This window comes from Companilactobacillus sp. (assembly GCF_022484265.1).
Classification (GTDB): domain Bacteria; phylum Bacillota; class Bacilli; order Lactobacillales; family Lactobacillaceae; genus Companilactobacillus.
Genome location: NZ_JAKVLR010000001.1, coordinates 1,185,700 through 1,207,338 on the forward strand (window position 1 = coordinate 1,185,700; position 21,639 = coordinate 1,207,338).

The 21,639-nt window shown below is 40.5% G+C and carries 19 protein-coding genes; 12 read left to right on the forward strand and 7 right to left on the reverse strand.

Translation table 11 applies throughout. The annotated features are described in order from the left end of the window. The first annotated feature begins 2 nt into the window (after positions 1–2). The 9 genes from LKF16_RS05855 (at position 3) to cls (ending at position 9,665) form a co-directional block, all read left to right on the forward strand. Positions 3–701 (forward strand): zinc metallopeptidase, encoded by a 699-nt coding sequence (locus tag LKF16_RS05855; protein WP_291469557.1) that lies wholly within the window; start codon positions 3–5, stop codon positions 699–701. Positions 702–1,169: 468 nt separating this feature from the next. After that, positions 1,170–2,633: an anthranilate synthase component I family protein gene (locus tag LKF16_RS05860; RefSeq protein WP_291469558.1), complete on the forward strand. Its 1,464-nt coding sequence runs from the start codon at positions 1,170–1,172 to the stop codon at positions 2,631–2,633. Beyond that, a complete protein-coding gene (locus LKF16_RS05865) occupies positions 2,630–3,208 on the forward strand; it encodes an anthranilate synthase component II (protein ID WP_291469560.1) in 579 nt (192 codons plus the stop codon). The genes LKF16_RS05860 and LKF16_RS05865 overlap by 4 nt, the downstream gene beginning before the upstream one ends. A 502-nt stretch (positions 3,209–3,710) precedes the next feature. Then, the gene (gene trpD, locus LKF16_RS05870) at positions 3,711–4,730 is read left to right on the forward strand and encodes an anthranilate phosphoribosyltransferase (RefSeq protein ID WP_291469562.1); all 1,020 of its coding nucleotides are present in this window, start codon (positions 3,711–3,713) and stop codon (positions 4,728–4,730) included. Next, entirely contained in the window at positions 4,727–5,506 is a 780-nt protein-coding gene (trpC, locus tag LKF16_RS05875; RefSeq protein ID WP_291469564.1) for an indole-3-glycerol phosphate synthase TrpC, read from the forward strand. Before trpD ends, trpC begins: the two co-directional genes overlap by 4 nt. A 2-nt stretch (positions 5,507–5,508) precedes the next feature. Then, the gene (locus LKF16_RS05880) at positions 5,509–6,090 is read left to right on the forward strand and encodes a phosphoribosylanthranilate isomerase (protein ID WP_291469566.1); all 582 of its coding nucleotides are present in this window, start codon (positions 5,509–5,511) and stop codon (positions 6,088–6,090) included. Positions 6,091–6,108: 18 nt separating this feature from the next. Further along, positions 6,109–7,317, forward strand: a complete 1,209-nt coding sequence (trpB, locus tag LKF16_RS05885; RefSeq protein WP_291469568.1) for a tryptophan synthase subunit beta — start codon at positions 6,109–6,111, stop codon at positions 7,315–7,317. Next, positions 7,310–8,092, forward strand: coding sequence for a tryptophan synthase subunit alpha (gene trpA / locus LKF16_RS05890; RefSeq protein ID WP_291469570.1), 783 nt, complete (start codon positions 7,310–7,312; stop codon positions 8,090–8,092). Before trpB ends, trpA begins: the two co-directional genes overlap by 8 nt. Positions 8,093–8,195: 103 nt before the next feature. Then, complete coding sequence (gene cls, locus LKF16_RS05895) at positions 8,196–9,665, forward strand: cardiolipin synthase (protein ID WP_291469572.1); 1,470 nt, start codon at positions 8,196–8,198, stop codon at positions 9,663–9,665. Between the two features lie 123 nt (positions 9,666–9,788). On the opposite strand, the gene LKF16_RS05900 is transcribed toward cls, so the two are convergent. Beyond that, on the reverse strand, positions 9,789–10,124 hold the full coding sequence (locus LKF16_RS05900; protein WP_291469574.1) for an ArsR/SmtB family transcription factor: 336 nt from the start codon (positions 10,122–10,124) through the stop codon (positions 9,789–9,791). 150 nt (positions 10,125–10,274) lie between these two features. Here LKF16_RS05900 and LKF16_RS05905 point away from each other — a divergent pair, with 150 nt between their 5' ends. Next, on the forward strand, positions 10,275–12,143 hold the full coding sequence (locus LKF16_RS05905) for a heavy metal translocating P-type ATPase (RefSeq protein ID WP_291469576.1): 1,869 nt from the start codon (positions 10,275–10,277) through the stop codon (positions 12,141–12,143). Between the two features lie 68 nt (positions 12,144–12,211). Here the strand turns inward: LKF16_RS05905 and LKF16_RS05910 are convergent, their stop codons facing one another. From LKF16_RS05910 to ilvB, 6 genes are all read right to left on the reverse strand, one after another. Beyond that, entirely contained in the window at positions 12,212–13,186 is a 975-nt protein-coding gene (locus tag LKF16_RS05910; protein WP_291469578.1) for a bile acid:sodium symporter family protein, read from the reverse strand. Positions 13,187–13,216: 30 nt separating this feature from the next. Further along, positions 13,217–13,561 (reverse strand): metal-sulfur cluster assembly factor, encoded by a 345-nt coding sequence (locus LKF16_RS05915; RefSeq protein ID WP_291469580.1) that lies wholly within the window; start codon positions 13,559–13,561, stop codon positions 13,217–13,219. Between the two features lie 5 nt (positions 13,562–13,566). Further along, complete coding sequence (gene ilvD / locus LKF16_RS05920) at positions 13,567–15,339, reverse strand: dihydroxy-acid dehydratase (protein ID WP_291469583.1); 1,773 nt, start codon at positions 15,337–15,339, stop codon at positions 13,567–13,569. 18 nt (positions 15,340–15,357) lie between these two features. Further along, entirely contained in the window at positions 15,358–16,143 is a 786-nt protein-coding gene (locus LKF16_RS05925) for an ABC transporter ATP-binding protein (RefSeq protein ID WP_291469585.1), read from the reverse strand. A 93-nt stretch (positions 16,144–16,236) separates the two neighbouring features. Continuing rightward, the gene (ilvC, locus tag LKF16_RS05930) at positions 16,237–17,274 is read right to left on the reverse strand and encodes a ketol-acid reductoisomerase (RefSeq protein WP_291469587.1); all 1,038 of its coding nucleotides are present in this window, start codon (positions 17,272–17,274) and stop codon (positions 16,237–16,239) included. A 39-nt stretch (positions 17,275–17,313) separates the two neighbouring features. Next, positions 17,314–19,014: a biosynthetic-type acetolactate synthase large subunit gene (gene ilvB / locus LKF16_RS05935; RefSeq protein ID WP_291469589.1), complete on the reverse strand. Its 1,701-nt coding sequence runs from the start codon at positions 19,012–19,014 to the stop codon at positions 17,314–17,316. A 568-nt stretch (positions 19,015–19,582) separates the two neighbouring features. On the opposite strand from ilvB, the gene LKF16_RS05940 reads away from it, so the two are divergent. Together LKF16_RS05940 and ilvA are read left to right on the forward strand one after the other, a co-directional pair. Further along, a complete protein-coding gene (locus LKF16_RS05940) occupies positions 19,583–20,266 on the forward strand; it encodes an isocitrate lyase/phosphoenolpyruvate mutase family protein (protein ID WP_291469590.1) in 684 nt (227 codons plus the stop codon). Positions 20,267–20,360: 94 nt separating this feature from the next. Next, positions 20,361–21,632, forward strand: coding sequence for a threonine ammonia-lyase IlvA (gene ilvA, locus LKF16_RS05945; protein WP_291469592.1), 1,272 nt, complete (start codon positions 20,361–20,363; stop codon positions 21,630–21,632). Positions 21,633–21,639 lie beyond the last annotated feature (7 nt).

Consider the following 21,639-nt stretch of genomic DNA (forward strand, 5'->3'; position numbering starts at 1 on the left):
AAATGTACGGATATGGATTTTTTGGTGGTCCCACGATTATTCTAGTGCTGATTGGTATGGCCTTGAGTATGTGGGCTTCTTGGTATGTTAATCATACATTCAGCCGTTATAACCAATACAATAGTCACCGTGGAATTACCGGTGCTGATGCAGCCCGCTATATCTTGGATAAAGCAGGCCTGCAAAACATCGTTATTAAACAGATTAGTGGAAAATTGACCGATAACTACAATCCAGGCGATAAAACTCTGAACTTATCAGAGTCCACTTATGGCGTTGCTTCAGTTGCTGCTATAGGAGTTGCCGCTCACGAATGTGGTCACGCAATTCAAGATCAAAAGAATTATTTTCCAATGCGCATCAGATCAGCCATCGTTCCAGCTGTTAACTTAGGATCAAGTGCCTCGATGCCATTGATCCTTCTAGGTATTATCTTAGGAATGAACAAAACATTGATCATGATCGGTATTTGGATGTTCGCTTTAGTCGTTTTATTCCAAGTTGTCACATTACCGGTCGAATTTAACGCTTCCAGACGTGCTGTTAGCATCCTAGCATCCGGTGATCTACTCGATGCTGACGAGGTTCCAATGGTCAAACATGTGCTAGTTTCTGCCGCATTAACTTATGTAGCAGCAGCACTTTCCACAGCGTTACAACTCTTACGTTTGATCCTAATTTTCGGAAATAATCGCGATTAATTAACTAACAACCACTAAGTTCGAGCCCAGCGTTCGAACTTTTTGTATGAAAATTATTTGACAAACTATTTCTTCAAGTCTAGTATCATTCTCAATTAAACATTTCGCCCAAAACCGATGAGGTGGAGATAACAATTATTGTGCACGCACAGAGAGTTGCCGTAGCTGAGAATGCAATCGAACGCAGATAATTAAATGGACCGCCGAGGGTTCTCCTGAATTTAGTACGGAGAAACGTACAGACATACGTCAGTTGTCAGAGGAGTGATAGCTCCTTGTTAAGCGTGATATGTTGACGACTATTTGTCATAGTCTCTCAACTGTCGAATTAAGGTGGCACCGCGGATAATCCGTCCTTAACTTCTAAATGAAGTTTTGGGCGGATTTTTTTTGTTGGAGGACATTATGGCAATCAAACGATGGCAACACACCTAAATTACGCAAATTAAAAATTTAAAGGTGAGCAATATGAAAATTAACGACTTAAAAAAATATACTAACGACTACCCTGCTGTCCCTGTGACAATCAGCTTCAAGCTAGAGGACTTCGACCCAATCGACTTGACGCAAAATCTCAATCAAAGCCAAGGCCCCTGCTTTTTATTCACCGGCCAACCTAAGCCTGATGAAGATGGCTATAGTTTTATCGGATTAAATCCTGATGAGACAATCGTCTATAAAGACGGAACCTTAACGGTTGAAAAAGCTGGTAAAATCACGCAGACAAAGACCGCACTCAAACCTTATTTGGAATCGATCTTGACCAAGTATCGGACACCAAAATTCGACGATTTACCACCATTTTTGGGTGGCTTGGCAGGATATCTAAGTTACGATTACGCCAGGTTTGCCAATCCCACTTTGCCACAAAAATTAGCTGACCCATATGGTCTAAATGATGCTGACTTCTTGTTGATCCACAAAGTCATTGCCTACAATCATAAAACCCAAACTGTGACTTTATCGAAAATTGTTTCTTCAAAAGCCTTAGAAACTGATTACGATGACGCAATCTCAGAATTGAATGAACTCAAAGAAATCGTAATTGCCAATAATCATCCGAGCCAATTGCCTGGTTTTAAAATGTTATCCAAACCTGAATTGCACTTTGACCGTGAAGAATTCGCCGAAAAAGTTGCCGATACGAAAAAACACATCGTCGATGGCGACATATTCCAATTGATCCTTTCAAATCCTCAACACGGAACTATGAGTGGCAGTCTCTATGCAGTCACGAAAAATCTCTTCAAAGATAGTCCTGCACCGTATCAATTTTTTTACAAGCATAACGACTTTGAGACCGTTGGCTCATCTCCAGAGACCTTGATTTCTAAACATGATGACAAATTATTCACCTATCCGCTAGCTGGAACGAGACGTCGTGGCAAAACGCCTGAAGAAGACGCTCAATTAGCATATGAACTAACTCACAGTACTAAAGAATTATCTGAACACAACATGCTGATCGACTTAGGTCGAAATGACTTGGGACGTGTCAGCAAGTTTGGGACTGTCAAAGTCACAAGAACTCGCAAACTGCTTCACTTCAGCAATGTCATGCACATGGGTTCAACCGTCGAAAGTATCGCAGATCCTCAAGAGTCCGCCGTTGATATCGTCGAGTCTCTTATGCCTGCCGGCACTTTATCTGGTGCCCCAAAGATCAGTGCAATGAAGATCATCTCAAATATTGAAGGCCAAAAACGTGGCATCTATGGTGGATGCTTAGGCTACTTCGATTTTTCTGGAGACTTAGATTTCTGTATCGGAATTCGTTTAGCTTATCGTCAAAATGAAAACTTAGTCGTCCACTCAGGTGCCGGCATCGTCGCCGACAGTATTGCCAAAAATGAATATCAAGAATTTAACAATAAGGCAAGAAATGTCGTAGATGCTCTCAACAAGACTAATCAAACGGAGGTTCTATCATGATTTATTTGATCGACAACTATGACAGTTTTACCTATAACTTGTATCAATTGATCGGTACTAATAGCAACGAACCCATCACTGTGGTCAAAAATGACGAATTGACTGTTGAAGAATTAGAATCGCTTCATCCCACTGGATTAGTTTTTTCACCAGGACCTGGTCGACCTGAAGATGCTGGCAACATGATGGAATTGCTAAAACACTTCATCGGAAAAGTGCCCATCCTAGGTGTTTGCTTAGGTGAACAAGCCATCGGCGAAGTTTACGGGGCTAAAGTAGTTCACGCACCAGTTTTGATGCACGGCCGGCCTTCAGAAGTCGAAGTCACTGACAAGACTCAACTATTCTCTGATTGTCCTAAAACTTTTGAAGCCGCTAGATATCATTCATTGATCGTTGATCCACAAACAATTCCTGATGAATTATCGATCACTGCGATAACTAAAGATGGTGAGATCATGGCTCTGTGCGATGAAAAACAAAAAGTTTTTGGAGTTCAATTTCATCCCGAGTCAATCATGACTGAGCCCAGTGTTGGCAAGCAGATCATCGAAAATTATCTGGCACTGATTTAATTAAATTAAAAACAAATTAAATATTTTTGTTGACAAAGACGTTTTTCAGACTTATTCTCTTATCAACAAATAAATTCGTCCATAAACCAATGAGATGGAAGTCAAGATTATCGTGCACGCCCAGAGAGTTGCCGGTGCTGAGAATGGCAATCGAACGCAGATAGTTAAATGGACCATCGAGGGTCTCTCCGAAAGGTTACGAGTACGGGAGAACGTTAGACATACGTAAGTTGTCGGGAGGGTGTTAGCCCTTCGCTAAGAGTAATGGACGATAGAATATTTGAGGTAGTATTTTTGCTACACTCTCTTTCTATCAGTCTATTGAAATTAAGGTGGCACCGCGGAATATGATCCGTCCTTAAACGTTAAGTAAAACGTTTATGGACGGATTTTTTTTATTCTCTAGGAGGTTTCACTAATGATCAAAATAATCCGATGGCAATTCTCAAATTAATCAATTTCAACACTACTAACTAGTTAAATTAATTTGGAGGATTCAATTATGATTGAAAATGCAATTAAAAAATTAACCGAAGGTCAAGACTTAACATTTGACGAAACAAACCAAGTGATCGACGAAATTATGACAGGCAACACAACCTCAGTTCAAATCTCAAGTTTCTTAACAGCTTTGAGTGTAAAAAAAGAAACAGTCGATGAAATCGCTGGAGCTGCTGATGCAATGAGAGCACACGCTTTAGATTTCAAAGCTGACGAACCAGTTCTTGAAATTGTTGGTACTGGTGGCGACCATTCCAACTCATTCAACATTTCAACTACTTCAGCATTAGTCGTTGCAGCTAGTGGCATCCCTGTCGCAAAGCATGGTAATCGTGCAGCTTCATCAAAAAGCGGTGCAGCTGACGTGCTTGAATCATTAGGAGTTCAAATCAACTTAGATCCAAAGCGTAGCGAAGAGATCTTAAACCAAATTGGTATTTGCTTCTTATTCGCCCAAGAATATCACAAGGCTATGAAATACGTTGCACCAGTTAGAAAAGAATTAGGTATCCGAACATTGTTCAATGTCTTAGGACCTCTTGCTAATCCAGCTCATGCATCCAGCCAAGTACTGGGTGTCTATGATGAAAGCTTAGTTGAACCAATGGCTAAAGTACTCGATCAAATTGGCGTTAAAGATGCCGCAGTTATTCATGGACAAGATGGATTTGATGAAGCTTCAATCTCTGCTCCTACCATAGTTATGGAAGTTCATAACGGAGAATTCACTAAATATGAAATAACTCCTGAACAATTCGGTTTAAAACGTGCCAATAAATCAGACATCATCGGTGGAACTCCTGATGAGAATGCTGAGATCACTATGAACATCCTTAAAGGAAATAAGGGACCTCAACGTGATGTGATCTTGGTCAATTCCGCGCTAGCAATCCACACTGCTAAACCAGAAATCAGTTTAGACGATGCAATTAAGCTAGCTGCTAAAACAATTGACGACGGAAAAGCTTTAGAAGAATTAAACCAATTCATCAAATTGACTGAAGCAGGTGTTGCAGCTTGATCTTAGACGACTTAGTAGCAGCCACAACTAAGCGTATCGAACGTGAAAAATTGGCTACTCCCCTATCAGAACTTAAAAACAAGGCTAACAAAATACCTAACAAAGATCCTCAAGTAATTATCGATAAATTTCTTGAACCAGGACTTCACTTCATTGCTGAAATAAAGAAAGCTTCTCCTTCAAAAGGAATTATCGTTAAAGACTTTCCTTACTTACAAATTGCTCAAGAATATACCGATGCCAAAATCGATGCGATCTCTGTTTTGACTGAACCTGATTACTTCCAAGGCAATTTGCAGTATTTAAACGACATCGCACAAACAGTGCAAACTCCTCTTCTCAGAAAAGATTTTACAGTCGACCCCTACATGCTATATCAAGCAAAAATTGCCGGAGCCAGTTTAGTGTTATTAATAGTTGCAACATTAACCGACCAGCAACTACAAGAATTTTTAAAATTAGCAGACGATCTTGGTTTAGCAGCACTAGTCGAAGTCCACAATCAAACAGAACTTGAACGTGCACTAGATGCCAATGCGAAGATCATCGGCGTTAACAATCGAAACTTAAAGGACTTCACCGTTGATTTAAATAATAGTTTGAAACTTCGTCCCGCAGTTCCTGATAACATCCCCTTCATCACTGAAAGTGGCATCAAAACGACAGACGACATCAAGCGTCTCAAGGATGCCCACGTCAATGGAGTTTTGATTGGCGAAACCTTTATGAAGGCAAATGATCGTAAAAAAATAATCAATGAATTTCAAAGCGTGTAAATATGACAAAAATTAAAGTATGCGGCTTGATGACCACTGAAGATATTCAGGCAGTAAACAACGCTAAACCTGATTTAGCTGGATTCATCTTTGCCGGTGGCAGACATCATATCAGTTTGGATCAAGCACTGGAATTAAGACGACAACTTGACCCAGCAATTGACAGCGTGGGAGTGTTTGTCAATGCTCCAATCGCTGAAATGATTCAAGCTTACGACAGTGGCGCGGTTTCCATTATTCAATTGCATGGACAAGAAGATGAAACGATGGTTGCTAAATTACAAGCTCACGGAATTACCGTTATCAACGTTTTTAAACCCACGAATATTCAACCTAACACTATTGCCGACAGCATTATGCTCGACAGTGGATCCGGTAACGGCAAGCCAGTTCAATGGGAGAACTTCAAACTAGAAACTACCAAACCACTGATCATCGCCGGTGCTTTAAATATCGATAACGTATCTGAGGCAATTCACGTTATCCATCCAACACTAGTAGATCTATCCAGAGGCGTTGAAACTAATGGTCAAAAAGATCCTCAAAAAATCTCAGAAATCGTACGACTAGTACATTCAATTTAAAAAGGCAGGAATTTACTTATGAAAGAAATGGAAAAAGACACAACGAATCAAACTCACTTTGGTGAATTTGGCGGACAATATACTACCGAAACATTAATGGCTGAACTCGATCGAGTTGCCGAGACTTATAAAAAATACAAAAACGACCCCGAATTTTTGAAGGAGTTTCACGACCTCTTAAATGACTATGCTAATCGTCCTTCATTGTTATATTACGCAAAAAATATGACAGAAGACTTAGGCGGAGCAAAAATCTATCTAAAACGTGAAGATCTAAATCATACAGGTGCTCACAAGATCAACAACGTGATCGGACAAGCTTTGATTGCCAAGAGAATGGGTAAAAACCGTTTGATTGCTGAAACTGGAGCTGGTCAACACGGTGTTGCTACAGCAACGATTGCCGCATTGTTTGGTATGGAATGCGAGATCTTCATGGGTAAAGAAGATACCGAACGCCAAAAGCTAAACGTTTATCGAATGGAATTACTGGGCGCTAAAGTTCATCCAGTGACAACTGGTTCAATGGTTCTAAAGGATGCCGTAAATGCCACTATGCAAGAGTGGACTTCAAGAATTGACGATACCTTCTATATTATGGGTTCTGCCGTTGGTCCTTATCCATTCCCAGAAATGGTCCACGACTTCCAAAGCGTTATAAGTAAAGAATCTAAAGAACAGATTTTAGATGCTGAAGGCAAATTACCAGATATGGTCGTTGCCTGTGTTGGTGGCGGAAGCAATGCTATCGGAAGTTTTGCCGAATACATTAATGATAAAGACGTTCAATTAGTTGGCTGTGAAGCTGCTGGTAAAGGTGTCGACACTGATCAAACTGCTGCAACCATCGAACGTGGCTCAGTTGGAATTTTCCATGGTATGAAATCAATGTTCCTACAAAACAAATATGGTCAAATCGATAAAGTTTACTCAATCTCAGCTGGTTTAGACTACCCTGGCGTTGGTCCAGAACATGCACGTTTAGCCGAATTAAAACGTGCTCAATACGTTGGGATCACTGACGATGAAGCAGTCGATGCCTTCGAATATATCGCTAAAACTGAAGGAATCGTCGCTGCAATTGAAAGTTGTCACGCAGTGGCTTATGTTGAAAAAATTGCTCCAACTATGAGCAAGGACCAAGTTATCATCTGCACCCTATCTGGTCGTGGTGATAAAGACGTAGCATCAATCGCAAAATATAGAGGGGTAGATATCGATGACTAATTTACAAGAAGTATTCAATAATAAAAAAGCTTTTATTCCATTCGTAGTGGCAGATGATCCTAACTTTGACACTACCGTTGACAGTATCGTCACACTTGCAAACAACGGTGCCGACATCGTTGAAATCGGAATTCCATTTTCTGATCCCGTTGCTGACGGTCCAGTCATTCAAGATGCTGACTTACGTGCTTTTGATCAAGGCGTTAACACTAATGTTGTCTTTGACATCGTTGAAAAAGCTCGCCAACAAACTGATGTTCCGATCATCTTTTTAACATATGCTAATATCCCATTTAAATTTGGCTACGAAGCATTTTGTAAAAAATGCCAAGAACTCGACATTTCTGGTCTAGTCATTCCTGACTTGCCAATCGAAGAACAAGCTGAATTAAGAACTGTTGCCGACCAATACGGCGTTCACTTGATTCAATTAGTGGCCCCTACTTCTGGCGATAGAATTGAAAAAATCGCTAAGCAAGCTTCCGGCTTCATCTATATGGTTTCTTCCCTTGGTGTAACTGGCGTTAGAAATGATTTTTCAAAACAACTATCAGACACCATTTCTCGGATCAAACAAGTAACTGACGTTCCGGTAGCTATTGGATTTGGTATTCATTCACCAGAACAAGCAGCAAAACTATCAAGCATATCTGATGGAATTATCATTGGTAGTGCGGTCGTAAAATTGATTGCTGAAAACAACAATGGCTCAACTCAAGACGACCTTGCTTCATATGCACGCAGTATTAAAGACGCAATTACCATTACAGCCTAATAAAAAAAAGTGTACGATAATAATTATTTGTAAAAATAGATTTTATGAATGATTTGACGTACACTTTTTTTATATCAAAGGTAAGAATTATGGGGAGATTGTTATGATAATTGATCATTGGCTGATTTGGCTGATCATCGCCATCTTAGTACTGAATACTGTGTCAGCATTGATAACCGTTTTCCATAGACCTCGTAATATTGTTACGACTTGGGCTTGGATACTAGTTCTCTTGCTATTGCCAGTCGTTGGATTTTTGATTTATGCCTTCTTTGGGCGCGGGATTGCCCAGGAGAAAATTTTCAACATCAGCAATCAAGAACACATCGGACTCAAGCAGCTACGGGATATGGCTGACGAAGAAAGAGATAAAGCTCGAAAAAGTTCACGATCAGACGAGACTTACTACGCTCGACATGTGATCAACTTTTTCGATAAGACTGAGGAGACTCCTTTAACTCGTCATAACGAAGTTGAGACTTTTTATGATGGCAAGGAAAAATTCAAGGCTTTATTTGAGGATGTTAGAAAAGCTAAAGAGACAGTCCACGTCGAATATTACGCCTTCATTAAAAGTAATATCGGTCAAGAATTTTTGGACCTACTGACTGAAAAAGCTAAAGAAGGACTAGAAGTTAGAATTCTCTATGATCCATGGGGTTCTGGCGGTACAAATCGTCGTTGGTTCAACGATTTCGTTGCGGCTGGCGGAGAAGTTCTACCATTTATTACTTCCAAAAACGTAATTTACAAGACACGTCTGAACTACCATTTGCACAGAAAATTAGTAATTATTGATGGAACTTACGGCTGGATCGGTGGCTTTAACGTCGGCGACCAATACGTTGGCGAATCGAAAAAATTTGGCTATTGGCGCGATTCACATCTTCGTGTCAAAGGGACAGCGACAATGTTGATGCAAGAGAGATTTTTCCAAGACTGGAATGCATCTGTTGACCGTCATGCTCTGCCACTAGTTTTTGAGAGCAAATATTTCCCAACCGATTTGTTTAATATCAACTCCAATTTGCCGATTCAAATCGTGACTGATGGTCCGAACTCACGTCAGGAAGTATTAAAGGATGGCTTCATCGACATGATCATCAACGCCAAGAAGAGCGTCTGGCTTCAAACGCCCTACTTGATCCCGGATGACCCAATGTTTACTGCTTTAACAATTGCCGCCCGTTCAGGCGTTGAAGTTCGTATCATGGTACCTTGCATGCCCGACCACCCCTTCATCTTCAGAGCAACTCAGTATTATTCCAATCTATTGACCCAATTTGGAATTAAAATCTATACTTATGAAAAAGGATTTTTGCATGCTAAGACTTCGATCATTGATGATAAGATTTGTTCGATTGGCTCAATGAATCATGATTTCAGATCATATTCCTTGAACTTTGAAGCCAATGCATTTATCTATGATTCTAAAATTGCTCACAACGTTCGTCGTTCATTTGAAAATGACATGAAGGATTCTACCTTGTTGACGCAAGAAATTATCGACAACCAAGGAGTTTGGATGCACTTCAAGCAAAGATTCTCTAGACTGTTGTCACCAATCTTATAGAAACTACGCAAAAGGCCTCTAATTCTAAAAAAATAGAATTAGAGGTCTTTTTGTATTTTGAGCGCAGTATATCCTGAGCAATGCTCAGAGTCTAACCGTTTTTGACGCTCTCTCTTTATTCTTTTACTCATCCGAATGTTTGATGACTTGTTCGAAGATGTTCACGATGTGATTATCGATCAAATGGTAGTGTACTTCTTTTCCTAAGCGATCTCCGCTCACGATTCTGGCGTCTCGCAAGGTTTTTAGTTGATGTGAAATACCTGATTGACTCATGTCCAAAATTTCGGCAATTTCATTAACGCTCAAGGAAGTTTGCGCCAACGCTAAAATTATTCTGACGCGAGTCGGCTCGCCGGTGGCTTTGAAGAAGTCAGCAATCTTCTTGGCATGATCGTCCAGAGGAATCCCATTTGAGACCAATTGATCGAGTTTTTTGTTGTGTATCTGTTTATCCAATTTTGCACTCCCATTACTAATAATACTTAATTATACGATACCGTAAATCGAAAGAATTTGTTAATTTTTTTATGGTTGTAAGTCCAAATTTTCCATGTTAATATGAACATATGAACAGACGTGCATATATAAAACAGGAGGAATTTTATTATGGCTGTCAAAAATATGTCTACCAAAACCTATTTTTTAGGACTCATACTTTTCTTAAGTGCCATTATGATGTTTGTCTTTAAACTCGAAATACCGTTCGTTGATCCAAAAATACTATATTTATTGGCCACTGCCTTAGCCGGCTACCACGTTATTGGCGAAGGCCTGGTTTTAACTTATCAAGATAGTGTGAAGCAAAAGAAATTTGTGCCGAACATTCACATATTAATGTCACTAGGCGCCATTGGTGCTATTTTAATCGGTAACTTCGAAGAAGCTGCCCTACTGATCCTGATTTTTGCCGGAGCTCATTTCTTGGAAGAATATGCTGAAGGAAAAAGTCAGCGTGAGATCAAGAGTTTGTTAGAAATGAATCCTACTAAAGCTCGGATCATCGATGACCAAGGAAATATTAATGAAGTTGATGTTGAAAAAGTCAAGGTTGGCGACCAGATCCAAGTTCAAAATGGTGGCCAAGTACCGATTGACGGAATGATCATCACTGGCGTGGCTGCAATCGATGAATCTGCCATTAATGGCGAGAGCATCCCCCGTGAAAAAACCGTCGGAGATCCCGTTTACGCTGGTACTATCAATGGAAATGATTCATTTATTATGGAAGCAACTAAAACTAGCGACCAGACAGTTTTTTCAAAAATCTTACAGTTAGTTGACCAATCTCAAAATAACCTTAGTAAAACTGCTACTAAAATCAAACGTATTGAACCAATCTACGTCAAAATAGTCTTATTGCTGTTCCCGATTGTGATGCTATTAGGTTCACTGATTTTCCACTGGACACTTGGCACAGCCGTATATCGTGGGATCGTCTTTCTGATCTCAGCTTCACCTTGCGCTTTGGCTGCAAGTGCCGTTCCAGCAACACTTTCAGCAATTTCAAATCTAGCTAAACACGGCGTCTTATTTAAAGGTGGATCATTTTTGTCGAATATCTCCGATCTAAAAGCAGTCGCATTCGATAAAACTGGTACGCTCACCAACGGAAAGCCAGTCGTGACCGACTTTTTCATCGAAGATGATTTTGACAAAGATACTTTGACAGATATTGTTGTCAGCATGGAAAAACAAACTAATCATCCCTTAGCTTCAGCTATTGTTGCAAACTTCCCTGAGGCTAAAACTCTTGATTTAACGGTTGAAACTCAAGTCGGTAAGGGTGTTTTCGCTAAATATCAAGGCGATGAATACTTGATTGCAAAACCTTCTGCCTTCGAAAATGTTCAACAGTCGATCACTAATCAACAATCTTATTTGTCTGATCAAGGTAAGACCGTAGTCTTCATCGCTAAAAATGCTGAAGTCATCGGAATGATTGCCTTGATGGATACTCCGAACGAAAACGCCAAACCAACGATCGATTACTTGAATCAACAAGGTATCAATACTGTGATGATCACTGGTGATTCTAAACAAACTGGCGAAGCAATTGGTCATGAAATTGGCTTAAACGAGGTCGTAACTGAAGTCCTCCCTGAAGATAAGGTCAATATCATTAACGACTTAAAAACCGAATATAACATGTGCGGTATGGTCGGCGATGGCGTCAATGATGCTCCTGCCTTAGTTAATTCCAACATTGGCGTTGCCATGGGCGAAGGCACTGACGTTGCGATCGACGTAGCTGACGTTGTCCTCATGAAAAACGACTTATCAAAATTTGTTTACTCGCATAAAATTTCTAAGCGACTGAACAAGGTAGTTTGGCAAAACATAATTTTTTCAATGCTAATTGTTACCTTGTTAGTAGTCCTGAATTTCTTCAGTATCACTGACATCGGATTGGGAGTTATCGCCCATGAAGGCAGTACTCTATTAGTGATTTTGAACGGATTAAGATTGCTCCACTAAAAAAATCTACTGAATATCTCTTTAACACGGAGATGTTCGGTAGATTTTTTTTAATGATTTAGAAATTTCTAGGCTCTAGTTTGTCCAACTAGTTGGTCATTAACGACCACTTTTCTGTCAGAATGCATCCGCCAGTATGACGAAAGCACTGAGCCTGAGATGTTGTGCCAGACACTAAAGATAGTGGAAGGTATGGCGGCGGCTGGCGAGAAGTACATCATGGCAAGCGTGGCTCCTAAGCTAGAGTCCTGCATTCCGACTTCAAAAGTAATTGCTTTTCTTTGGGGATCTTTTAGCCTGATAAGTTTAGAAAAGAGGAATCCTAAACCGTATCCTGATAAGTTATGCAAGATAACAACCGGGATCACTAAGGCTGTTGTTGCTGTGAATAACTCGGCATGATTAGCTGAGATAACGGCACCAATGATCAGCAGAATGGCAGTCTGTGAGATCAATGGCAATGCTCTAGTTAAATAATCAACTTTTTTACCAAACAAGGTGTGAATAACAACACCTAAGATGATTGGTACTAAAACAATTTGGATGGTACTTAAAAATAGCGATTGAGCTGGGATCGTGACATATTTACCGGCGTAAAACATTAACAATCCTGGTAAAGCTATTGGTGCCAGGATTGTCGATAACGTTTCGATCGAAACGTCTAATGCAACATCGCCACCGGCTAAATATGCCATAACACTAGAAGATGTTCCACTAGGACAAGATCCAACTAGGATAACACCGACAGCAGTAGCACCTGTTAAATGGAAGATCTCACACAAAAGCCAAGCAATGGTTGGCATAATGACATAATGTGCGACTGTTCCTAAGATCACTGGCAATGGTCTTTTAACGATTCTTTCAAAATCTTCGCCACGCAACGTTAGCCCCATTCCAAACAAGATGATTCCTAGTAAATAAGATGTATTTGGAATTACCCACTGGCTAGTTTGTGGCAACAAATAGTTAAAGATTGCCCAAATGACGACCAAAACGGTAAACCATTTACCAATCCATTTTCCAAGTCCTTCTACTTTTTCCAATATTCTTCACTCCATCCCTATTTAAAAAATTTATCGATAATATCCAAGCGCCATTTTGGCAGCTCGGCTCATTTTGTCTGGCGTCCAAGCTGGATACCAAACTAGATTTATTTTGACTTTTTCGATCTCCGGCAACTGTTCTAGAGCTGATTGAATCAATTGCTCTAAAACTGCTGAGATCGGACACCCCATCGTAGTTAACGTCATTTTGACGGTACAAATTTTATCTTCCAAACTTATGCCGTAGATCAAACCGAGATTAACCAAGTCAACTCGTAATTCTGGGTCAATGACCTTGGTCAACTGTTCCAGAATCCGATCTTGCAAATCGGATACTTTGGTTTCGTTGGTTTCTTGTTTTACTTCATCGACCATAGTCATCACTCTTTTCCGCCAGATTCAGTGGCCGATTGTTGAACTTTGCCAAACAATTCATCAGCACCTAGCATTACGCCACCAGTATTTGCGGACGTAACTAAGTATTGATATCTAGCCAAATAGCCGTATCTAACTTTTGGTTGGAATGGTTTTAATTCGCTACGACGTGCGTCAAGTTCTGCTTCAGTCAGATCAACATCTAACGTCCGATTGACGAGATCGATAGTGATCTTATCGCCATCATGGATCAAGCCAATTTCACCACCAGAAGCAGCTTCAGGAGAAACATGGCCCACACAGATACCGTGGGTTGCACCAGAGAATCTGCCGTCAGTGATCAAAGCAACTGTTCGACCTAGTCCACGTCCGATAATGTCAGAAGTTGGATTCAACATTTCTGGCATCCCTGGTCCGCCTTTAGGACCTTCATATCTGATAACTACGACATTGCCAGCTTTAACTGTCCCATTGTCGATCCCGGCAACAGCGTCATCGTGGGAGTCAAAACAAATTGCCGTCCCAGTAAATTTATGAATATCTGGATCCACGCCAGCAACCTTGATAACTGAACCATTTTTAGCAATATTTCCATACAGAATCGACAATCCTCCTTGTGGAGAATATGGATTATCCAACGGTCTGATAACTTCTGGATTCAAAGTCTTTTTACCAGCCACGTTTTCTCTGATAGTTTTTCCAGTGACAGTAATGCGATCAGGATGAAGAACGCCTTTTTCGATCAATTCATTCATCAAGGCTGGGATTCCACCGGCTTCGTGAACATCTTGCATCGTCCAAGCTGATGAAGGAGCAATTTTTGCCAAATGAGGTGTCTTTTTAGCGATTTTGTTGATTTCTTCTTCGCTGTAATCAACTCCGGCTTCATGAGCAATTGCCAATCCATGCAAAACTGTATTAGTCGAACCACCCATGGCCATGTCGAGGGCAAAAGCGTCGTCAAAGGCTTCTTTAGTCAAAATATCCCTTGGCTTCAAGTCATTTTTGACGTTTTCCATTACTCGACGAGCTGCTTGTCTGACCAAGTCGCGACGTTGTTCAGAAACAGCTAAAGCTGTTCCGTTGTATGGCAAAGCAACGCCAAAGGCCTCCATCAAAGAGTTCATTGAGTTGGCAGTGTACATACCTGAACACGAACCACAGCTAGGACAGGCATTTCTTTCTAGTTCCATGAAGTCGTCTTTTGACATTTTCCCATCCTTGAATGCTCCAACCGCTTCAAAAACTGATGATAATGTGGCTGCTTTACCGTTAGGATCAACGCCGGCCTTCATTGGACCACCGGATACGAATGCACAAGGGACGTTAGTTCTAACCGATGCCATCAACATTCCGGGAGTGATCTTGTCGCAATTTGGCATGTACAAAACGCCATCAAACCAGTGAGCGTTAATTACAGTTTCAGCAGAATCGGCAATAATTTCACGACTTGGCAATGAATAGCGCATCCCGATGTGTCCCATCGCAATACCATCATCAACACCAATTGTGTTGAATTCAAACGGAATGCCCCCTGCTTTTCTGATTTCTTCTTTAGCAATATCTGCTAATTCACGCAGGTGCACGTGACCTGGCACGATCTCGATGTATGAGTTACAAATAGCAATAAATGGCTTTTTCATATCCTCAGGATCCTTGACCGCTCCAGTGGCATATAACAAACTGCGTCCTGGTGCACGGTCAACGCCGACTTTAATTTCATCGCTTCGTTTCTGCATATCTTTTCCGCTGACTGTAAAATTTAACGTATCACTCATTTTGTCTCCCTCATTTCGTTAATGTTTTGGATATACTGCAATCCTTGAGTCTGATAAATCTTTGATCTGGATCGGACGTTGATAAAAATCAGATAAATTTTTTTCAGTTATGATTTGGGAACGTTCACCTTGATCAACAATCGATCCAGCCCGCAACAACAGCACGTGTCCAAATGTTGGTAAAATCTCTTCAGTATAATGAGAGACTAATAACAATGCTGGCCCTTCAGGGTCTTTAGCTATCTGATCGATTTTTTCAAGCAGATCTTCTCTAGCAAACAAATCTAGCCCATTGCAAGGCTCATCTAAGATCAACAACTGTGGCTGAGCCATAAGGGCACGGGCAATCAAGACTAATTGTCGTTCACCTTGAGATAGCACGGCGTAAGGCCGATTCAGTAGCTTTTGACCGCCAAGTTTAGTCAAAATGGATCTCGCCATTTGCAAGTCAGAATCAGAATATTCTTGATAGATCCCGATACTGGCAAATTTTCCAGATAATACGATCTCGGTCACTCGATCTCCTGGATGGAGCTGATCTTGCAGTGCTGTGCTGACCCAACCAATCTTCGTTTTTAACTCCGGAATATTGGTCTTCCCAAACAATCCGCCTAATACTTCTAATGAACCTGAACTTGGCCAAAGGTCTCCTTGGATCATCTTCAACAAGGTAGTTTTTCCCGCTCCATTGAGACCTAAAACTGCCCAGTTTTCATGCTCATTTACAGTCCATGAAAAATTATGAATGATCTCATTATTTCCACGTGTGACTGAGACATTTTTAAATTCCAAAATTTTTGACATTGGATCCACCTCGTTGCAGATTTAGCTAAATAGGCCTCCGCAAAAGTCATTTTTTACGTTAGGTCTATTTAATATTATGAAAAAATAATTTGACTAAGCACTTTGTTCTTCTTCGTCTTGTGGAGTACTGTATTTATCAGCTTCGTTAACGAATGGCATTCTCGCACGTAATTGTTCGCCGACTTCTGAAAGCAATGAATTTGCGGAACGTTCGCGCATCTTGTATAAGTCTTTGAAGCCATTGCGATAGTCAGCCATAAATTCTTTAGCGAATTTACCATTTTGGATATTGGTCAAAGCATCTTTCATGGCTTGCTTCGACTCTGCACCAACAACCTTTGGTCCAACAACGTATGAACCGTATTCTGACGTATTTGAACAGTCAGCATACATCTTGTTGAATCCACCTTCATAGATCAAATCACAGATCAATTTCATTTCATGTTCAACTTCAAAATAAGCTAATTGTGGAGAATAACCGGCTTCAGTTAGGACTTCAAATCCAGTTTCGATCAAGGCTGTAACGCCACCCATAAGGACATTTTGTTCACCAAAGAGATCCTCTTCAGTCTCTTCTTTAAAGGTTGTTTGAAGCAATCCGGCACGTGCGGCGCCGTTACCTTTAGCAAATTCTTTTGACAAGTCTTCAGCATGTCCTGAGTAATCTTGGAAATATCCATACAATGCTGGAACGCCGAAGCCTTCTTTATAAGTACGACGACATAAGTTACCTGGTCCTTTAGGTGCCATCATAACTACATCAACGTAATCTGGTGGGACGATCTCTTTGTAATGAACGTTGAAGCCGTGAGAAAATCCAAGGACATTGCCTGGTTCCAAATAAGGAGCAACTTCATTTTTATAAACATCTGACATTACTTCATCAGGAGTCAACATTTGAACCCAATCTGCCTGTTTGGCAGCGTCTGCGACTGACATTACCTTGAAGCCATCTTTTTTGGCATTATCAAATGACTTTCCTGGTCTAACTCCAACCACTACGTCGTATCCTGAATCGCGTAAATTGTTAGCTTGGGCATGTCCTTGTGCGCCGTAGCCGATAAAAGCTAAAGTTTTTCCTTGTAAATAATTAGTTGTAACATCCTTGTCGTATAACATTTCTACTTTCATAATTAATCTCCATTTTTTAAGTTTATTTTGATTTGTTTTTTAATCTAATCCGAGCATCTCGTCATTAGCTGAACCTGGAGCTACCATTGGGTAGACTTGTTCCAATTCCGGAATCGAAACTTCGATCAATGCTGGACCTTCCGTTTTGAAAATTTCAGTAAGTTTTTCATGTAAATTATCAGATTTATTTAGTCGGTAATACATCATGGCGTATGCTTGAGCTAACTTGTCAAAATCAGGTTGATGAGTGAAGACTGTTTGTGAGCGTCTTTTATCGTAAAACTCATCTTGCCACTGACGTACCATTCCTAGTGCTTGATTATTTAAAAGAACAATTTTTACGTTCAACTTTTCCACTGCTAAGACTTCTAATTCCTCGCTGGTCATTTGGATGCCGCCATCGCCGACGAACAAGACTACTTGATGATCTGGGTCAGCAAATTTTGCACCGATTGCTGCGGGAATTCCAAAGCCCATAGTTCCTAAACCGCCAGAAGTAACTAATTGATTTGGACGTTTGAAGGGATAATACTGTGCCACCCACATTTGGTGTTGGCCTACATCGGTAACGACAGTTGCGTCGCCATTTGTGATCCGTCCAATCTCTTCGATAACTTCTTGTGGCTTTAAAAACTCTTTGTCTGTTTGATATTTAAAACCGTGCGTTACTTTATTTTGACTAGTGGTCTTCAACCAATCTTTAGAAGTTTGTTTACTCGGCTGTTCGTTCAAATATTCAAGCACCGATTTAGCGTCGGCAACGACTGAATATTGGGTCGAAACGATTTTGTCGATCTCTTGAGGATCAACATCAACCTGGGCAATTTCTGCCAATGGAGCAAATTTCTTCGGATTTGGTACTAGTCGATCATCGAATCTAGATCCGATGTTCAATAAGAAATCGCACTCTTGAAATGCCATGTTGGCAGCATATGAACCATGCATGCCGCCCATTCCCAAAAATAATGGGTCGTTGTTTTCCAAAATACCCAATCCCAATAAGGTCGAAACAGTTGGCAAGCGCCAATTGTGGGCAAATTCTCTTGCCAAAAATCCAGCTTTAGCAGAACTGACTCCTGCACCTAGTAGCAACAAGGGCCGTTTTGATTGGGATAGCTGATTTAAGATCTCATCCAAATCCTGAGTTTGGACTTGATTTAGGCTGCAAGCTCTCGTGCTTCTACACGCAAAACCTCTTTGATCATTGTTAACTTGTGCCATCATGTCTTTTGGAAGATCGACAACTACTGGACCTTTACGCCCTGATTGTGCGATTGAAAAAGCTTGATCCAATACATCGGCGATCTCTTCGCTATTTCTAATTTGAAAATTGGCCTTGGTAACAGATTTCGTCATGCTCAAGACATCAAGCTCTTGAAAAGCTTGCGTGCCAATTGCGGCCGTTCCAACTTGCCCGGTCAAAACCACTAATGGAATGGAATCCATCATAGCATCGGCAATGCCCGTAATCGCATTGGAAGCCCCTGGTCCACTTGTGACCAAAATGACGCCTGTCCTCCCTGTGACTTTGGCATAACCTTCAGCTGCGTGGGCAGCACCTTGTTCATGCCGAGTCAAAATATTTCGAAACGACGAAGTAAGCAGTGTGTCGTAAATTGGTAAAACAGCTCCGCCTGGATAACCGAATAGCATTTCTACGTTGTGATCAACTAATGCGTCAATCAAAGATTCGGCTCCACTAATTGGATTTTGTTCAATCTCCGACTGTTTTGCTAACATCGATAGATCCCCCTTTCATAAACGTGACTGAAATTAAATTGAGTTTTAATCAATAATGAGAATTATTAAAAAAACCTAATTTTCGTTCAATTACGTTAAAATTAATGATTTCAGCTTGCAGGTCAATTTGCATTTTTCCAAAATAGATTGTTAAAAGTAATACGAAGTCGATCACATCAGTCATTTCCGACACGAAAAACTAGCATAAGCATTAAAAATATATTTGATTTAAATTACAAAACGTTTGTTGCATTTGCTGATGGCCATTAAGTTAAACGGGTTTCAAAGAGATGTCAAGCTTGGATTTTTGGTTTTTTGTGATTTTTTTCATCATTTCTCAGGTCGCTATATAGGTAGTTTTTCTAAGGGAAAATCCTAAAAAACTTTTTTTAAAAAATAAAATATCTAATTTCCGGTTGACTTTAACCCTCAGAGTGTTAATTTTAAATAAATTAAAAACAAATTAGAACGAGCTACTGCTGCTTGAAGTTTACTCCAACAGCAGATCTCAAATTCTACTCTCTGACTATTGTCAAAGAGCTTTTGTTTTAAGAAAGGGATGTTAAGAATGTCAGCACATTTCATACCAGCAGCATCAAATGCTCTAATGGTTAAACATTTAGAGTCAGCCGGTTTTAATTCTGTTTACTTAGATCGATGTCTGCTCAGTACTCAACTACTGGGCACCTTTGACGCCGACCTGTTAAGTAATCAGGCTTATCTTAATTATGTTCAACATCTGACCACAGTTTCAGATATGAACGTTATTGCAGATGCATACGTAAGCGATGGATCTGATTCTTTGCGTGCACAAGTTACTGCACTGCAAAAGGCAGGATGCAATGCTGTCGTCGTGAATGATGCTAACTTTGCGGATACTAAAACTTTCGAAAATGCATTAAATACCTTAAATCAAGCCACTGATGACGATGACTTTACTGTTATTGCCAAGTTAGATGGCTTTGTTAAGTATGGCCTAAATGAACTTCAAGACAGAATCAACATTGCTAAGTTGAATGGTATAGACCAAATTATTATTAGTAGCATTACTAACGATGACTTGGTCATTATTAAGGCCGTCATCAATACGGCCGTGATTAGTTTGATTATTGATAACGCAAAAATTACTTACTTCGACGCGCAACAGTTAGATCCTGAATTCATTTTGGATACCTATCATGTTTACCAAGGGCTGAATCAAGCAGCAAAAATGATCAGTCACAACATGATTATCAAGATATTCATGGGCTAGTCCATCGACTAGTCACGAAAAAGGGTTACCTGCTAGATGCGGGTAACCCTTTTTTATTTGCTCAATCTAAAAAAAACACAAAGAGGACAGAAAAATGACAACCAAAACACAAACTGTATTAACCAACCAAGACGTAGAACAAGCTTATCAAGTTCTAAAACCTGTAGTAGAACACACACCATTGCAATATTGCGACTACCTTTCACAAAAATACCACTGTCGAGTCTATTTGAAACGTGAAGATCTTCAACAAGTTCGTTCATTCAAGATCCGCGGCGCCTATTACGCAATCTCTCAGACTCCAGAAGCTGACCGCAGACGCGGAGTTGTCTGTGCCAGTGCTGGAAATCACGCTCAAGGCGTCGCCTGGACAAGTAAAAAAATGGATATCCCAGCAACAATCTTCATGCCAACCACCACTCCACAGCAAAAAGTTGATCAAGTAAAATTTTTTGGAGGCGATAATGTCACTATCGAACTAACCGGAGATACCTTTGACGAAGCCAATGCAGCTGCTAATCAATTCTGCGTTGATAATCAACAAACCTTCATCGCACCTTTCGACAATCTGAACACTATGGCCGGTCAAGGTACCTTGGCAGTTGAAGTCTTTGACGATGCTAAAGACAAAGACTTGCAAGTTGATTACTTATTTGCAGCCATCGGTGGCGGCGGTTTGATCAGCGGCGTCAGCACCCACACCAAAGCTGTCAGTCCTGAAACCACTGTTGTTGGGGTTGAACCTAGTGGTGCCAGTTCAATGGCAAAAGCTTTTTCAGTCGGACATCCCGTTAACTTGGATAAAGTCGATACTTTCGTGGATGGTGCAGCCGTCAGAAAAGTGGGTCAATTGACTTACAATACTTGTCAAAAATACGTTGACCGCTTGGTATCCGTGCCAGAGGGATTAGATAGCAAAACCATTCTTGATGTTTACAGCAAATTGGCATTGGTCGCAGAACCTGCCGGTGCATTAAGCATCGCCGCTCTAGAAGTTTACAAAGAACAATTAGCTGGAAAAACCGTCGTCTGTGTAGTTTCAGGCGGGAACAATGACATCAATCGGATGCAAGAAATGGAAGAGAAATCATTGATCTATCAGGGATTGCAACATTACTTCCTAGTCAGTTTTGCCCAACGCGCCGGAACTCTTAGAGAATTTGTCAATGTCGTCTTGAATCCCGACGATGACATCACGAAATTTGAATATACTAAAAAGGTCAACAGCGACCAGGGACCAGTCTTAGTCGGAGTTAGATTAGGAAAAGCTGAAAACTTAGGACAATTGTTAGACCGTTTGACTGAATTTGATCCAGAATATACCAACTTGCAAGATAATCCAGCATTGTATCGGATGTTGGTGTAAAAAAAAG

Coding starts and splice junctions, on each gene's coding strand:
- LKF16_RS05855 (WP_291469557.1), top strand. CDS start 3: ATGTACGGATATGGATTTTTTGGTGGTCCCACGATTATTCTAGTGCTG.
- LKF16_RS05860 (WP_291469558.1), top strand. CDS start 1,170: ATGAAAATTAACGACTTAAAAAAATATACTAACGACTACCCTGCTGTC.
- LKF16_RS05865 (WP_291469560.1), top strand. CDS start 2,630: ATGATTTATTTGATCGACAACTATGACAGTTTTACCTATAACTTGTAT.
- trpD (WP_291469562.1), top strand. CDS start 3,711: ATGATTGAAAATGCAATTAAAAAATTAACCGAAGGTCAAGACTTAACA.
- LKF16_RS05880 (WP_291469566.1), top strand. CDS start 5,509: ATGACAAAAATTAAAGTATGCGGCTTGATGACCACTGAAGATATTCAG.
- trpB (WP_291469568.1), top strand. CDS start 6,109: ATGAAAGAAATGGAAAAAGACACAACGAATCAAACTCACTTTGGTGAA.
- trpA (WP_291469570.1), top strand. CDS start 7,310: ATGACTAATTTACAAGAAGTATTCAATAATAAAAAAGCTTTTATTCCA.
- cls (WP_291469572.1), top strand. CDS start 8,196: ATGATAATTGATCATTGGCTGATTTGGCTGATCATCGCCATCTTAGTA.
- LKF16_RS05905 (WP_291469576.1), top strand. CDS start 10,275: ATGGCTGTCAAAAATATGTCTACCAAAACCTATTTTTTAGGACTCATA.
- LKF16_RS05915 (WP_291469580.1), bottom strand. CDS start 13,561: ATGGTCGATGAAGTAAAACAAGAAACCAACGAAACCAAAGTATCCGAT.
- ilvD (WP_291469583.1), bottom strand. CDS start 15,339: ATGAGTGATACGTTAAATTTTACAGTCAGCGGAAAAGATATGCAGAAA.
- LKF16_RS05925 (WP_291469585.1), bottom strand. CDS start 16,143: ATGTCAAAAATTTTGGAATTTAAAAATGTCTCAGTCACACGTGGAAAT.
- ilvC (WP_291469587.1), bottom strand. CDS start 17,274: ATGAAAGTAGAAATGTTATACGACAAGGATGTTACAACTAATTATTTA.
- ilvB (WP_291469589.1), bottom strand. CDS start 19,014: ATGTTAGCAAAACAGTCGGAGATTGAACAAAATCCAATTAGTGGAGCC.
- LKF16_RS05940 (WP_291469590.1), top strand. CDS start 19,583: ATGTCAGCACATTTCATACCAGCAGCATCAAATGCTCTAATGGTTAAA.
- ilvA (WP_291469592.1), top strand. CDS start 20,361: ATGACAACCAAAACACAAACTGTATTAACCAACCAAGACGTAGAACAA.